This window comes from Kribbella albertanoniae (assembly GCF_004348455.1).
GTDB lineage: Bacteria > Actinomycetota > Actinomycetes > Propionibacteriales > Kribbellaceae > Kribbella > Kribbella albertanoniae.
Window position 1 is genome coordinate 105,108 of the sequence record NZ_SMKA01000001.1, and the last position, 14,948, is coordinate 120,055.

Annotated in this window: 12 protein-coding genes; 10 read left to right on the forward strand and 2 right to left on the reverse strand. The window is 64.4% G+C overall.

Features of this window, described 5'->3' with window-relative positions; translation table 11 throughout:
* Positions 1-480 carry a hypothetical protein gene (locus tag E1261_RS00455; RefSeq protein WP_132399912.1) on the reverse strand — a complete coding sequence of 160 codons (480 nt, stop codon included), beginning with the start codon at positions 478-480 and terminating at the stop codon, positions 1-3.
* A gap of 1,729 nt (positions 481-2,209) precedes the next feature.
* Between E1261_RS00455 and E1261_RS00460 the strand changes: the two genes are divergently transcribed.
* Both E1261_RS00460 and E1261_RS00465 read left to right on the forward strand, forming a co-directional pair.
* Positions 2,210-2,689 (forward strand): macro domain-containing protein, encoded by a 480-nt coding sequence (locus E1261_RS00460; RefSeq protein WP_165952287.1) that lies wholly within the window; start codon positions 2,210-2,212, stop codon positions 2,687-2,689.
* A 45-nt stretch (positions 2,690-2,734) separates the two neighbouring features.
* Entirely contained in the window at positions 2,735-3,295 is a 561-nt protein-coding gene (locus tag E1261_RS00465; RefSeq protein WP_132399918.1) for a hypothetical protein, read from the forward strand.
* 86 nt (positions 3,296-3,381) lie between these two features.
* Here the strand turns inward: E1261_RS00465 and E1261_RS45835 are convergent, their stop codons facing one another.
* Positions 3,382-3,894, reverse strand: a complete 513-nt coding sequence (locus tag E1261_RS45835) for an Lsr2 dimerization domain-containing protein (protein ID WP_202874227.1) — start codon at positions 3,892-3,894, stop codon at positions 3,382-3,384.
* Between the two features lie 152 nt (positions 3,895-4,046).
* Between E1261_RS45835 and E1261_RS00475 the strand changes: the two genes are divergently transcribed.
* From E1261_RS00475 to E1261_RS45035, 8 genes are all read left to right on the forward strand, one after another.
* Positions 4,047-5,894: a DHH family phosphoesterase gene (locus E1261_RS00475; protein WP_238175923.1), complete on the forward strand. Its 1,848-nt coding sequence runs from the start codon at positions 4,047-4,049 to the stop codon at positions 5,892-5,894.
* Positions 5,891-6,703, forward strand: coding sequence for a CPBP family intramembrane glutamic endopeptidase (locus E1261_RS00480; RefSeq protein WP_132399927.1), 813 nt, complete (start codon positions 5,891-5,893; stop codon positions 6,701-6,703). The genes E1261_RS00475 and E1261_RS00480 overlap by 4 nt, the downstream gene beginning before the upstream one ends.
* Before the next feature lie 89 nt (positions 6,704-6,792).
* Positions 6,793-7,233, forward strand: coding sequence for a hypothetical protein (locus E1261_RS00485; protein ID WP_132399930.1), 441 nt, complete (start codon positions 6,793-6,795; stop codon positions 7,231-7,233).
* Positions 7,234-8,456: 1,223 nt separating this feature from the next.
* Positions 8,457-10,322 carry a DNA primase family protein gene (locus E1261_RS00490; protein ID WP_132399933.1) on the forward strand — a complete coding sequence of 622 codons (1,866 nt, stop codon included), beginning with the start codon at positions 8,457-8,459 and terminating at the stop codon, positions 10,320-10,322.
* Between the two features lie 85 nt (positions 10,323-10,407).
* Complete coding sequence (locus E1261_RS00495; RefSeq protein ID WP_132399936.1) at positions 10,408-13,680, forward strand: hypothetical protein; 3,273 nt, start codon at positions 10,408-10,410, stop codon at positions 13,678-13,680.
* On the forward strand, positions 13,681-13,854 hold the full coding sequence (locus tag E1261_RS45030) for a hypothetical protein (RefSeq protein WP_165952288.1): 174 nt from the start codon (positions 13,681-13,683) through the stop codon (positions 13,852-13,854). It begins immediately after the preceding gene.
* A gap of 40 nt (positions 13,855-13,894) precedes the next feature.
* Positions 13,895-14,647 carry a hypothetical protein gene (locus tag E1261_RS00500; protein ID WP_132399939.1) on the forward strand — a complete coding sequence of 251 codons (753 nt, stop codon included), beginning with the start codon at positions 13,895-13,897 and terminating at the stop codon, positions 14,645-14,647.
* Between the two features lie 54 nt (positions 14,648-14,701).
* Positions 14,702-14,854: a hypothetical protein gene (locus E1261_RS45035; RefSeq protein ID WP_165952289.1), complete on the forward strand. Its 153-nt coding sequence runs from the start codon at positions 14,702-14,704 to the stop codon at positions 14,852-14,854.
* Positions 14,855-14,948: the final 94 nt, after the last annotated feature.

A 14,948-nucleotide genomic window follows, 5' to 3' on the forward strand; every position in this document is an offset into this window, starting at 1 on the left:
CTACCGGCGGGTGGACGACATGATTTCGTCGATGGAGACCTGCTCCCGGACCACAGGCGCTTCGTGCTGCGCGGCTGTGGCTGCCGGTGCAGCCGCGGGTTCATCGGCGGACTCGACCGGCCCGGAAAGTCGATCCGCGGTCGAAGACGCATGGTCGTGTGCCTTTGCCGGCGGTGCATCGCTCAGCTGGTTGTGTGGCTCGCCTCGCTGAACGACGGACTCCGCCTGCGAAAGGTGGGCCGGCTTCGTTGCCGCGGTAGCGCCCGGCTGGGCTTGTCCGGGGCGGAGCAGTTGCTCTACCGGCTTGTTGACGACGTCGATGTAACCATCGCGCTCGATCGATTCGCGGATCAGCAGCCGGAGCGAGCCCGAGATGTTCTCTTGGAGGTCGAGCCACTGGTTCACCGAGACGTCTGCTGCGGGAACGCTCCAGCGAAGCCGCCGCGGATCTGCCGCCTCTGGCTGACTGGTCTTGGTCATCCGTGCACTCTCCTCGGCCTCGTCTACGGGACTCGGCCAGGTCGCCCCTGAGTCCTCTATCCGATGCTCATCCTATGAGTATTTAATGGTCTTTTGCAAACCTTTTAAAGACCATCTAAAGACCTATGCTCGTTCGGGGTCACCTCGGGGCCCGGCAAGGACGTCGATCAGACCCAGCCGAGCCCACCCGCCAGCTCCTGCCGTGGCCCGTTGATGGTCTTGTCAGCGCTCCAATAGGGGACAGGCCTGGTATCCGGGCCGCCCCGGTTCAGGCCCTGGTCCAGCAGATGCCCAGCATCGACCCCGAGCGCAACGCCTGACGTTTGTCGACGGGACCGGCGGCAGACCGCGATGCGCCCCGGTCCTCCCACAGCCCAGGGACGCACGCCATTAAGGCGAGATCTGGACGGGACTGGGCCCATACGGAGACCGGATGAGTCCCGGGCGGCACTCCCAAGCCCTGCGCTCGGGGCCTTCTTCTTGATGCGCCCACGACTGCTGCGCAGTAGCTGTGAAGGGCCTGCGGCCCACCTCGGGCGCGATGCAACGAGTGCCGGAACGACAGCCGTCGTACGAGCGATGCCGACGACCGTCACGGATGCCGGCCCAAAAGAGCCCAATCGAACTCCGGCACACGATGAGGGGGCAAACCGCTGCGCGGCGCAACAGCCTGTGGATCCACAGCGCCAACCACCGCAGCGATAGAGCGTCGGACCACCCTGTGGCGCCGCTGTGGTAGCCGCTAGCGGCAAGGTATTGCGGAGCCGTAGGCGGTTAGAAGACCCACCAAGGCGAGCATCCGTACAGACGGAGGAAGAGTGCGCCGCTCGTACCTCGCGAGACTGCGAAGACGCATCCGTACGGCGGTGCCACGCGCGCCGATCAGAGCGAACAGCATCAGAGGGCCAAGACCAGGCGAAACAGCACCGGACCGTACACGCGCTCCACGCAAGATGACCCAGAGTCCGGACCGGTACGTACCAACGATTTCGCCTGATACACCAGCGTTCCAGTCCTCCGCTAACGCTCCGGACGTGGAACAGAAGGCGGAGAAGAAAAAGGGCATAAGGGAACCTGGCAACACGTGTCCAGCAGACCTCGCTCCGCTCGGCCCTCTGCGCTGCGCTCCGAGGACGTGTTGGTCGGCATAGCCGACAGGTTCCAACGGTCGCTGGCGCTCCCTGACCTCGCTGCGCTCGGCATGCCCAGATGGCATGGATGAGCCGCCGCGCTCGTCGCCAGCAATCGATGAATGGATGCCCTGCGGGCGCATCGAGTGAGCGGCCGAGGCGACGACCTCGAGCTAGCTGAAACGGCTCAGAGCCAGCAGAGCTGGCACGGGACGGAACAGGAGTAGTCGGGCCAAGCCCAGTTCCTGTACCCCTGAGGAGAGTTCCGTGAATCATGCCTCACACCAGCGCACGCACGTGACGCATCAGCTGAGAGCCGTCCCCTGTCGACCGGCTCGCCTTCGGGAGCGTGCCTGGTGACCACCGACGTCTCTCTGATCACGATTGCAGTCGAATGCCCTGTACCTGACTGCGACTCGATCTTGCGCAGCCGCAACCTGGAGCACGTCGTGTATGAGCACTTGGTCGACAGACATGGATGCATCGACACGGTTGCGCACGTGATGGCCTATGAGGTCTCAGCGTCAGCAGCCGACTAGGGCATGCGCCGCCGGCCAGGCACGCCATCAGCCCGCTACCGATTGAATGCTGGAGTCATCATGCCGATCATCTTGCAGCCCCCCGGGACGAACCTGTTCGGCAGTGGCGCAGACATCCTCGTCAATGCCGTCAACACACGAGGAGTCATGGGCGCCGGTCTCGCCCTGCAGTTCAAACAGCGCTACCCGAGCATGTTCGCCGCCTACCGCGATCGCTGCCAGTCCGCTCTCGTGTCCATAGGATCCATCGACGTGCACATCGTGGAAACACACTCGCCGCGCACAGTGATGGTCGCGAACTTCCCCACGAAAGAACACTGGCGCGACCCATCGAAGCTCCAGTGGATCGAAGCGGGGCTCGTCGCCCTTCGACAGGTAATCATCGAATCCCAAGCCCGATCAATCGCCATCCCGCCTCTTGGCTGCGGCCTCGGAGGACTCGACTGGAGCGACGTATCCAACCGCATCGTCGAATCTCTGACGCCGGTCGCCGAGGCCGGCGTCGACGTCCTCCTGTACCCGCCTGCCAGTCGCAACTGAGCAGGACACGTCTCGCAGATGATTCATCGCACGAGAGGATTTACCATGCCCCACGTCACTCCAGACGATGCCGCAGCGGCGCGAATCGTGAACAACCCGCGCAGCCCCGTGTACTCACACGTCGACCTGGTCACCGGCGCGCGCAGCTGGGACGACGAGATCGGCATGCGTGCCGCCTACCGCGAGGGCTGGCAAGGCTGGGGACCGTCGGGCGTGACCAGCCCGCTGCTGGTGTCCGGGCACTGTCCGGCAGATCGTGACGGTCGCGGCGCGGACGCCATGGCTGAGATGTTGTGGCGGGCCGAGGGGTTCGAGGTTCTGCCCGTTCCCGCCGACTGGAAGACCTATGGCAAGAGGGCCGGCTTCATCCGCAACCAGCAGATGGTCGACCTCGTCGTGGCCCTGCTAAAGCAGGGCAGCGCCGTGCGTTGCACGGCCTTCCTCGACCTGTGCCGCAGGCCGCGATGCCCGCAATCGCACGACCAACAGCTCATGCCGCTGGTGGCAGGGCACTTCTCCCATGGCACCGTTGACTGCCGGACCCGAGCCATCCAGGCAGGCATCGAGACCTTCGACGTGATGCATCCCTCGCTGCGTCCGGTGTGATGTTGGAGCCGGACCGATAGGCCTACGCCCGCTGCGGACTCGAATTCAGAGCCCAAGGCGACGATCGGTTCGGGTCGTACCGGGGGCTATCTCTCCCGGGCGATCCCGTGTGCTTCGTCGTAGGCGGCCTGCAACTCTTTGCTAATCCGCCCCCTGCCTTGGGCATTGAAGCCGTTGTCCCGGCCCCAGGCCCGGATCGTCTCCCGTTCCTCGGGAGTCATCGCGGGGACCTCAGGCCCGGCGCTCCGACGCGGCTTCGGCGCTGCTTTGCGGCTGGCCGTGTCGATCCCGTGCGCTTCGTCGTAGGCAGCCTGCAACTCTTTGCTGATCCGGCCCATGCCTTGGGCATTGAAGCCGTTGTCCCGACCCCAGGCCCGGATCGTCTCGCGCTCCTCGGGAGTCATCTCCGGAACTTGCCGCTGCTTCCTCGGCTCGGCTCTGCGGCCCGCCTGGACGTACTTCTTCAGATCTGCCTCGAACTCGCGCCGCTCCTTGGCGGTGAGGTCGATCTCATACCACTCGTCACCGACCGCGAACGTGACTGTCGCGGCATTCGGACGCTTACTGAGGTCCGACTCGACGACGCTTCGCTTAGCCATGGTGTCGACCATAAACCACTGACTGATCTATGAAAAGTCATTGGATGACGATTCCTATAGATTAAGCAAAGATGATGTGATAACAGCATCAAGAAGAGGTTCGCGCTGCTAAAATCGCATTAGACGATCATTCGATCAGCAAGGACATGATGATGACCACAACCCCCACCTTCGTCGACTCCGATCGCCAGTGGCAGGGTGCCGGAACCAGGTCCGACCTGTTCGCGCTCCTGCGCCAGCGCAGGGGCTGGACCGACGAGTACCTCAAGGCCATCGACTGCGAGAAGCACGACGCGCTGAAGGACCTCGAAACTATGGTGGCCGCGCTTGAAGGCGTCCGTCGTTCGGGAGGCACAATCACCGTAGCTCCCGATTTCGACATGGACGGCATTGCCTCTGGCGTTCTCGGATTCGCGGGGCTCAAGGAGCTCGGGTTCGAGGTGAACCTCTACATCCCCGACTACGGCCGCGGGCACGACCTGACCATCGAGGACATCGCCGACATCCACCGGCACTACCCGGAGACGACCACGCTGCTCACCTGTGACGGGGGAGTGAACTCCCATGCCGGTGTGCGCGCCGCACAGGCGTTGGGGTGGAAGGTCCTGGTGACCGACCATCACCAGGAACTCGCTCCCGGCAGCGCAGCCGACGTGACCGTCGACCCGTGCCGCCTCGATGAGACCTACGCTCTGCGTGGGATCTGCGGCGCCCACGTTCTCTACCAGGTGCTGGAGGCCTATACCGCGGCACACCAGCCATCAAAGCGCTGGGCCATTCGCCTGCTACGCCTGTTCGCCGGCCTCGGTACCGTGTCCGACGTCATGCCCGTGCTGTACGAGAACAGGCAACTGGTGCGGGACTCGCTCTCAATCGCCCGGCTGCTGAGCGCGGCCGCGCCGAGGACGGTTCCGAACCCTTATGGCGGCTTGGACCCGAATCCCGACGGCATCGATGTCCAGAAAGCCACGCTCCTGCAGCTGCTTGCCGCACAGCCTGGTGAGCACGATGCGGCGTACCTGGCGGCGTTCGAGGGTTTCGCGGTCCTCTTGAAGGCCTTCGCGCAGGCAGGCAAGGTCCGAAGCGTCGACGACATCGACGAAGGCTTCTACGGCTTCTATGTCGCCCCGGCGATGAACAGCCCCCGGCGGATCGGCACACCCTTGTCCGACTGCTTCGCCGTGTTCACGAGCCCGACCACGAACCAGAAGCTCGCAGCGGCTCAACGGGTGATCGCGAACAACGAACGCCGCAAGGAACTGGTCGTCGAGCACCTGGCCGAGCTGGCCGACGGCGACCAGCCATTGGCGCCATGGGTCTACTTCTCTGCCGCCCCTGCAGGCATGTACGGCCTGCTGGCCAACCAGATGATGGAGAAGCACGGTCACCCGGTCGTCGTGCTGAACCGGCCGGCGACGCCGTCGGAGCCGGTGAGCGGGTCTGGCAGGGCCCCGGCCTGGTTCGAGATCATCGCCGCGCTCGAGGGTCATGAGGACCTCTGGGCCATCGGTCACCAGCAGGCGTGTGGCGTGAAACTGCGCACCGCCGCAGCGCTCGACAAGCTTTCGGCAATCCTCGAAAGCGCAACCCGCGCCGCAATGCTCGCCGCCGCAGACTCGATCGGGCCGGTGAGTGACCTCATGCTCGGTCCAGGCCCCGAGTGCGACGCACCACTGACCGACGTCGAACCACTGATCGAGCTGGTGCGCCGTATCGAGACACTGCGCCCGTTCGGCCACGGCTTCGTCGAGCCGGTCTTCGAAGTCGCGCTCGACGGATTCAGGGTGGACCGGATCGGCACCGAGAAGCAGCACCTGCGACTCGTCACCGGCACCGGTCTTGCCTGCCTGTGGTGGAACGCGGCGGAGGAGCACCATGACAGGCTTGCTCAGACCGCTACCAGCCACGATCTGGAGGCGTTGCGCTTCCTCGGGAGACTCCAGCTCAACACGTTCATGGGCGAGACCCGTCTCCAGGTGGTCATCACGGAGCCGCTGTGACGACCACCGAGACTGACCGAAGACCGCGGACCGAGCCGCCTCTCGCGGCATCGCGCCGCATCGGCTGGTGCGTGCTCGTGATGCTCGGCGTTCCCGGCGGGTACATCCTGCTCGCCGCGCTCGTCCTGGTGTGGATCCGGAACCCGGTCGTTGCCACGATCGCCGTCGGAACGATCATCACGGTGACTGTTGGCTGCGCGCGCTACCTGCGGCCCAGATCCTTCGCCTTCGATCCCGGACCTGGGCCAATGGACGGAACGCAGCGATCCCCGGGGTTCTGGCGCTGGGTGCTGCTCGCAATGCCAGTGACATTTCTGGCTGGTCAGACGATCGCGCTCATGCTCTATGGGCTGGTGGGGTCTCCTGGCTTCGACCGGCACCGCGAAGCCGAGCAGGCGTCGGCTCAGGTGCTGGTGATCACGCTGACTCTCGTGGTGGCCCCGCTCAGCGAGGAGGCACTCTTGCGGGGGCTCACCTATCCCCTGCTGCGCAAGCAGGTAGGTGTCATGACGTCGGCAGTGCTCACGTCGCTGATCTTCGCCTGTATGCACGGCAACCTCGTCCAGGCGGTGGCGACGGCGCCACTAGGGCTCGTGCTCGCACTAATTGCCGAGCGCACCCGTGGGCTCTGGCAGGTCGTCGCTCTCCACTCGGCGTACAACCTTGCCGCAGCTCTGGTTCCACCGGACGCCGTCCAGGCGCTGGCGACACCGGTCGGCGTCACGGTGATCAGCGCGGCCTGGGTTGGGTGCCTCGCCTGCCTGTTCGTGCGAGTCCGGTCGCGAGGTAGCGCGGCGAGGCCCGGGTGACCGGGGTGAAACCGGTCACCGGGGGACAGTGGAAAGCCGAGTTCGGCCGGCCTGCTGGCCGGTCAGTGCAGCGAAAGGAGCTGATCATCATGGCTGTCATCGAGACCTGCGTCTACGCGGACGGCGAGCTGATGGCTCCGGCGCTGCTGCCGACGCTCAGGGCGAAATCCCGTCTGGCCTTTGCTAGCGCGAAGTACTTCCCAACCTTCGACATCGGCTACACCCACATCTACCGCATCACTGCCTGGGGTCTGTCCTGCGACAAGGCCGAGCGCCGTGCCAGGCGCAAGGTTGGCCGGTTCTACCGGAAGCTGAACCAGGTCGAAGGCTTCAGCACCATCACGCTCGACAAGCGTGAAGACTATGTGCGCAGCAACCAGAACTACTCGGTCACCTACGACATCGTCTATGTGATCGAGCGGACCGGCTCGCGCACCCAACGACCCGACGCCCCGTACCCGGAGTACCAGCACGATCTTCAGAAGCTGACGTTCACGCCGGAGACGGCCGCGGTACTGATCCGGCGGTGACCGGACGCAGATCGTGCATCGGGCAGGACATACGAGAAGGACCGAAGGGATCCCTTCCCACGGGGAATACCCTCCGGTCCTTCTCTTCACGTTTCCATCCGCCAAGAGCGACGGCGACGGCGACAGTCTCCTGCCGTCTGCTTGTCATCGTAGCGGAATCAAAGATCATTCGACAACCATCAATAGATCATGCAGATGTGATCCAAATAGAGCCCGAATAGTCATCCATGACCCTCCCCTTGCGAGTGGCCGACCGCAGTGGCAGTCGTCCACCCACAGCTGCCCGGCAAGATGAGAACTGCTGCCGGCCATCTCCTACCACCCCGAAGCCGGCTACTGCCGGCTCTTCTGCCCCGGATGAGACCTCCTGTCTCGTCCGGGGCACCTTTGTTCAGAGCAGATCGCTGCCAGATGTACCACTTGCTCTGGTACACCTCACGAACCGCGGTCTGACCTGGGGAAACGCATGGCCTGGGATTCGACAGCACGAGTCACCCGTACCACTGCGAACATTCCCGTGGTACACCCGTTTGTCCTGGTCAGACGCGGATTTCGGCCCGATGTACCAGAGGTACCACCGATCTGGCACCGTCCTCTAGCAGTGGGACGGCCGAGACACCGAGTCCCGCCGTCGCGGTGGCGTCGCAGGGGAGTGGGGCCCGGCTGAGAACCCCGGACTGGTCGCAGGCGCACCCGCAGGCATGCGCATGTCAGGTCTGAAATCTCTGGTACCTCTGGTACAGGGGCACTAAAACCCCACCTGACCTGGCGTTCTGTCTGTACCACTTCAAATTTGGGAAGTGGTACAGCCCGGGTAGAAGCCCCGCAGAAACACGATCTGACCTGCGGAAACGCCTGTACCACTTGACGTGGTACAGCCTTCGCTGCCCCAGGGCGCCCAGGATCTGCCCGGGCCTGCCGCCTCCCACGTCCCGCCGCATCCGACGAGCGGACCCACTGGGACGAACTCGGGCGGCTGACGCCGCCCCCGGGTGCTGCTAGGGGCCCGCTCGACGTCGAGCAGCCCTGGCTGCACGGACTGCGCACTCCGGCCCACGCAGCCCGCCCATGGGTGCAGATAGTCATTCAGATAATCATTCAATGGATTGCAGATAATCATTCGAATGACATAGGGTCGGTGGACACGTTCCATTCAGAGACGAACCGTGTCGGCTTCCCACCCCCTGCCGACGGGTCTCCATCACGATGCGAAGAGGCGACGCATGACCACTTCCGGCACGGGCAACGGCTCGTCCGTCTCGCCCGGCGATACCGGATCCTCGCCGCCGGTGACGAGAACCGCGACCCTGCTGACCGAGTTGCTCGACTTCTTCGACCGCCGCTCGCAAGCCGCGGCACCGCAGAACCTCATCGTCACTCATGTCACGACCACCTACTTGTCGGGCCTCGACCTGGACGCTGCACCCACCCCTCGGCTACTGGAGCAGGAGTTGCTTGCCGCCAGCAACGCGATCATCAAGGCCGAGAACGTCAAGATCCCCAAGGGTGACGGCCGGTTGCCACTGGCCAGACGCCTCTCCTGCTGGCAGATCGCGCAGATACTCCTGCGCCTGCACCATGTCATCCGGATCGCGCCCAACGCGAAGGACACCGACCGCGAGTACGACCTACTCGCGATGTACAACGCCACCGGAGTCAATCGCGGCACCTACACCGTGAGCGAAGACGACCTCCGCACGACTGCGAGACGCTACGACACCCAGCTCACCCTGAACGACTTCAAAGAGGTCCTCGCGATCCTGCGCGAGGACAGCCCTCGGACCCAGCGGTGTGCGCACCGGGATCTGCTTGCCGTCAACAACGGCATCGTCTTGTACAGCACAGCCGACCGCGACATCGAGATCGGTGGCCGGACGTTCCACTTCGAGGGCAAGAAGGTCCACCGCTTCGACCCAGCCATCGTCTTTCTCTCCAAGAGCCGCGTCGACTACGTCGAGGATGCGCCTCCGCAGGTCATCACCCACCCCGAGGACGGGGACTGGGAGATCGTCGCCTGGCTAGAGGAAATGTTCGACCAGCCCGGCCAGGAAGGACTGGCCGATCTGATCTGGGAGATCATCGGCGCGATCGTCCGGCCCCATGTTCGCTGGGGCAAGACCGCGTGGTTCTACAGCGAGCGCGGCAACAACGGCAAGGGCACGCTCTGTGCGCTCATGCGCAACCTGGTCGGCGACGGTACCCACACCTCGATCCCACTGTCCGACTTCGGCAAGGACTTCGCGCTGGAGCCACTCGTAAGGGCCAACGCGATCATCGTCGACGAGAACGACGTAGGAACACTCATCGACAAGGCCGCCAACCTCAAGGCGATCGTGACCGGCGACGTCATCCAGATCAACCGCAAGTACCGGATGCCGATCGCGTTCCAGTTCCTCGGCTTCATGGTGCAGTGCCTCAACGAATTCCCGAAAGCCAAGGACAAGTCCGAGAGCTTCTACCGCCGGCAGCTCTTCGTGCCCTTCACAAAGAGCTTCAGCGGCTCAGAACGCAAGTACATCAAGGACGACTACCTACAGCGCACAGAGGTCCTCGAGTACGCGCTGTGGTACGCGATCAATCGTGCCGGAGCCGCAGATCCGGGGAACTACTACCAGCTCTCGGAGCCTGTGGCGACGAAGGCCGTACTCGCCGAGTACAAAGAGGTGAACGACCCGGTCAGGTCCTTCTGGGAGGAGCTCCGCGAGCTGTTCGTCTGGGACCTGTTGCCATTCCCGTTCCTCTACGACCTGTTCAAGAGCTGGTTCCTCCGGGCGTCCCCGTCCGGGTCTCTGATCAGCCGGCAACGATTCGTCTCCAGCCTCGTCGCCATCATCGACGGCGATTCCGACTGGCACTGCCCGGACAAGAACCGCAAGATCCGTCCCGGCCAGATGCTGAGCAAGCCCGAGCCGATGATCGCCGAGTACGAACTGAAGAGCTGGTACGCCCCTGCCTACAAGGGCACCGACCCGCTGAAGATCGGCAAACCCCTGCTCCAGGCGAGCTACCGCGGACTACTGCGCCATGCCCTGACCGCGACCGGTGCGGCGTCCCTTCCGGCTCCGGGAGCGAGCCCCGATGAGCCCTGACACGACCAGCCCCGCTCAACGGCATGAAGTCGTGCCCGGACGAGATCCCGGTTCTGCAGACCCCTAGAACGAAATGAGAGACACGATGCCTGCTACCCAAGAGAGGACCCAGACCCGGCGGCGACTTTCACCCGTCACAGCGGAGTCATCGCTGTTCACGTTCTATGACATCGAGTCCTTGTCGAATGTGTTCAGCCTCGTCGCCTACACGCCGCGCCCGGACCCGGCCCGCGATGCACTCGAGGTCTTCTACCTCGTCGACGACGCCACGCTGGCCGCAGCGGTCCAGACCCGCTCGCTGGTCGAGGTGATCCGCACCGGCAACCCCGGGCTGCCACAGGTCGAGGTTTCGCTATACGACCTCCACACCATCCGAGGCAACCTGCGGCTGGCGCAACTGATCGGGCTTTCCGACGCAGAGCAGGTGTGCGATCCGGAGCAGGACTCCTCATACCCCGGTGACTTGCGTCCCGTCTGTGACACCGACCCCAGCTTTGACCCGGCGGTCCACCCGTTCCTCGCCGGCTACAACTCCATGAACTACGACACGACCATGTTGGCGCTGTACCTGTCCGAGGTGTACTCCGACGTCGTCGACCACCGCGCCCGCCTGGCGTACGCACAGCAGCAACGCCGCAGTGCGAGTACGCCGCAGCGCGTCGCAGAGACCGAACAACTTCTCGTCGATGTCCTCGCACAGCGCCCGCAGTTCAAGCCGATCACCGCGGCCGCGTTGCGCGCACACAACGACGAGCTGTTCGATGCCAAGAACATCGAGTACATGCCCGGTTACCTCGGCTGGGACACACCTCAGGGCAAGATCCGCCGCGCGATGCTCCAGTCCGGGCGTCACCTCGACGTCGCGCGGCTCAACGAGCTGCAGCGCAAGGTCGGGCTGAAGCGCCTGCTCGGCATGCTCGGGCACCAGATCAAAGAATCCGACAAGCTGGGCCACGACTCGATCATCACGACGCTCGAGGAGCTCTACGAACTGCTGGCCTACAACGTCGCCGACTGTTTGGGCCTGGCCCAGCTGTTCGAGCACCCGCTGTACTCCAGCGCCTTCGACCTCAAGGCCGGCCTACTGACCCAATACCGCGAGACCGTCTTCAACCGCAACGAGACGGTACGCCGCGACCGGCTGACCATCGATTCGTCCTCGGCGAAGTTCGTCGGCCGCATCCTCGCCCCGCACACGCCCCTGAACGACATCGAGAAGGTCTCGTATGTCTACCCCGCCGCAGAAATTGCTCACGAGCGCGGAATCGCCCAGGTCAACGTGCTCGACGAATGCGTGCGGTTCTTCGAGGAGCACGTCGCCCCCGATCGCGCCGCCAACCCAGCACAGGCGAAGGCGCACACGGACTTCCTGCAGGTCGTCGCGTACTACCGGTCGATCGAGGGGCAGAACTTCAACGACTCCGAGGAGTACAGCGAGCTGTACGGACTCCCGGTCCGGTCGCTGAAGGAGATCCCGAAGTCGCCCAACAACCTGCCCTACTTCCTGGCCGACGGGACCCCGTCGTCGTGCTTCGCGACCTTCTCCACCGGGGGGATCCACGGGGCCGAGGCCGATATCGCCGGGTTCAACAGAGACCTCGCGGAGCACCGCGCCAGCACGATGATGCTCGGCCTGGCCCGCCACCTCTACCCCGACGCGAAAGACTTCGTCGCCGAGGCGAAGCGCCAGCACAGCATGCTCGCCCTGCCAGACGGCACGTCAGTCGACAAGCGTCTCGTACTGCTCGGATCGGACCCGGCGAAGGTCAAGTACCGCAAACCCAAGAAGGACGACCCAGTCCAGGCAGAGCAACTGACGCGATCCCAGACGCAGATCCCTGACCCCGCAGGCCTCCTGGCGGTACAACGCCCGGACCACGAAGCCCTGGACGTTGCGATCACCGACAGCATGAGTCCCGGCGGAGTGTTCGTCATCCGGGGCAAAACGGTGCTGGCAAAGTCCGCGGCCACGTCGGCCGAGTACCGGACGGAGGCGGCGAAGAAGGCACCGGAGCTGTTCGTTGCCAAGGAGGACGCGTCCACCAAGCTCCACCCGAAATACGCCCGGACCTCGACCGGCCACGTCACCCACGAGGACTTCACGAGCTACTACCCGAACCTGCTGCGCAACATGAGGGCCTTCTACAACCCCGAGCTGGGAGAAGACCGCTACGCAACGATCTTCTTCGACAAGGAACGACTCGGACGCGAACTCAAGCAGCCCGGCCTCCGCGCGGCTGAGAAGGAACGCCTGACCACCTTGCGCAACGGGACGAAGCTCATCCTCAACGCCGCGTCCGGCGCAGGCGATGCATCCCACAAGAACCCGATCCGGATGAACAACCGGATCATCTCGATGCGCATCATCGGTCAGCTCTTCAGCTGGCGGATCGGCCAGGCACAGACGCTCGCCGGTGCCCGGATCATCTCCACGAACACCGACGGTCTCTACTCCGTACTGGACCGGGAGATCAACGACCAGGTGCTCGCCGAGCAGGCAGCACTGATCGGGGTCGACATCGAACCCGAGCCGATGTTCCTCATCAGCAAAGACTCGAACAACCGGCTCGAGCTCACCGCACCCCGAGCAGAAAGCACGCTCGCCGAAAGCCAGATCATCGCTGCTTCCGGCGGCACGCTGGCCTGCCATGTGGGACCCCGTCCGGACAAGTCACTGGCCCACCCGGCCGTCATCGACTTCGCCCTGGCCCAGTACCTGCAGGTGGTCGCCACCAGGGGAGAGGCCGCACTGTCGGAGGCCTTCGACACAGACCTCGGGCGCAAGCTCATGGGCGAGGCGATCGACCCCGAGGACCCGCTGCGAACGGCGCTGCTGTTCCAGAACGTCATCGCCGCGTCGCGCGGCTCCATCACCTACCCGTTCGCGGCGGCCCCACTGGACCCCACTGCAGGCGACGAGGGCCAGCGGATCGTGGACCCGAGGCCGCTGCAGATGGTCAACCGGGCATTCGTCGTGCGTCACGGCACCGACGGTGCGGTCAGCCTGCTCAACGCCGGCGCCTGGAAAATCCCACCGGCCACCCAGGCGAAACGCCGACAGGGTGCTCAGCGCCCGGTACCGGACGAGATCGCCACATCGATCCTCGCCCATCACGGCTGGGCCGCGACCCGCTGGATGAACTCCCAGAACCCCCGTCTGACCCTCATCCCCGAAGACCGAGACGTCTCCACCCGCAAAATCAACGGCATCGACCCCACCTGGTCCATGGTCATCTGCAACGACGACCTAACTGCCCTGGGACCACCCGCCCTCATGGCAATCATCGAGGCACTCGACCTCGACGTGTACACCCAGATGCTCGCCGAGACGTTCACCAAAAACTGGATGAACACCTAGATGGACACCGTCAAGCGTGACGTCGACCGGTACCTGCCGAAGGAACGTCTCCCACGAGGCTTCCTCTACCTGAAGCTCCGGTCACCCCTACGCAGCGGCCTCCACGCCCCGTTCGTCGCCGACCTGTGCGGCGATCAGTCGGGTCCCGAACCCGAGCGGCGGACCACTGAATGAAGACCGCGACCGCCCGAAGACACCAACACAAGGCAGATCGATGAGCCGCGGCCTCACACGATCGAACCGCCAAAACACGACCGCCTTCGGCCGCATCACGAACCACGACCTCCTGGGCTTCGACCAAGCCGCCAGGGATCTGATACTCAACGCGATCGCGCAGGGCTGCACCGGCAGAGTCTCAGCCAAAGGCCACTGCATCCTGCGAAACAACACCGCGGAGACCGCCTCGGTACCGCGCAACATGACCGCTCCGAACAGGGCGTCCCGCAACGCCAAGGCTCAGATACGCCGGCTGCTGGCCACGCACCGCCTGGACGAGGACCCCGAACAAGACACCCTCGCCGAACCATCGGAAACACCGAGACCGATATCGATTGCCCAGGCATTCAACGACTACGCGGGCCCGTTCTCTTCGTGGCTCGACGAGCAGGCCGACGGCCTGCCGGGGGACGCCGCGATAGAAGTCCGGTTCGACCAGAGCGGCGCACCCACGTTCCGGCTGAGACCGCACCCGGCACCGGTCGCATCCGACGATCGCCTTGCGTGTGAAGAGAAACCGAAAATTCCTATGACGACCATCCCTAAGACGTCACGCCGCCCGCACGAGAAAGTAGGCGATCACCCGAGCCTCGTTCCGCAACGCGTCCGCGAGGAACGCAGCACGACGACCACCATTGCTGAGCTGCAAGCCGAGAACCAGAGCCTGCGTGCCGAACTCGAGCGCCAGCGGAGCAGAGCCGACGAAGCCGAGGCACGGATCGCACTGGTCAAGGATGCCCTCGGCGTCTGAACCAGGAAGCAAATCCAGCACAGCAGGTCATCACGCCGAACAGGAGTACCAGGTATGCGCCGGATCCCAATGAAACGACAGCACAACGCTGGGCCTGAGGCCGGCGCGAAGGAGGACAGGCAGAAGCAACTGGCGATTCCGACAATCGTCGGCATCTTGCTCCTGTCCCTGGCCTGCCTCGTCGGCGCCTGGGCACTCCTGCGCTGAGCAGCACCAAGGCCGGCCCTCCATAGACCAACGACGAAAGGAGGCAGCCGGCCAGTCCAAGGCGGCTCGCCCACGATGACAACTCTCGCCACAA

What these genes read in the sequence shown, in the direction of transcription:
- E1261_RS00455 (WP_132399912.1), bottom strand. Translation starts at nt 480, where the DNA reads ATGACCAAGACCAGTCAGCCAGAGGCGGCAGATCCGCGGCGGCTTCGC.
- E1261_RS45835 (WP_202874227.1), bottom strand. Translation starts at nt 3,894, where the DNA reads ATGGCTAAGCGAAGCGTCGTCGAGTCGGACCTCAGTAAGCGTCCGAAT.
- E1261_RS00460 (WP_165952287.1), top strand. Translation starts at nt 2,210, where the DNA reads ATGCCGATCATCTTGCAGCCCCCCGGGACGAACCTGTTCGGCAGTGGC.
- E1261_RS45035 (WP_165952289.1), top strand. Translation starts at nt 14,702, where the DNA reads ATGCGCCGGATCCCAATGAAACGACAGCACAACGCTGGGCCTGAGGCC.
- E1261_RS00490 (WP_132399933.1), top strand. Translation starts at nt 8,457, where the DNA reads ATGACCACTTCCGGCACGGGCAACGGCTCGTCCGTCTCGCCCGGCGAT.
- E1261_RS00485 (WP_132399930.1), top strand. Translation starts at nt 6,793, where the DNA reads ATGGCTGTCATCGAGACCTGCGTCTACGCGGACGGCGAGCTGATGGCT.
- E1261_RS00475 (WP_238175923.1), top strand. Translation starts at nt 4,047, where the DNA reads ATGACCACAACCCCCACCTTCGTCGACTCCGATCGCCAGTGGCAGGGT.
- E1261_RS00465 (WP_132399918.1), top strand. Translation starts at nt 2,735, where the DNA reads ATGCCCCACGTCACTCCAGACGATGCCGCAGCGGCGCGAATCGTGAAC.
- E1261_RS45030 (WP_165952288.1), top strand. Translation starts at nt 13,681, where the DNA reads ATGGACACCGTCAAGCGTGACGTCGACCGGTACCTGCCGAAGGAACGT.
- E1261_RS00495 (WP_132399936.1), top strand. Translation starts at nt 10,408, where the DNA reads ATGCCTGCTACCCAAGAGAGGACCCAGACCCGGCGGCGACTTTCACCC.
- E1261_RS00500 (WP_132399939.1), top strand. Translation starts at nt 13,895, where the DNA reads ATGAGCCGCGGCCTCACACGATCGAACCGCCAAAACACGACCGCCTTC.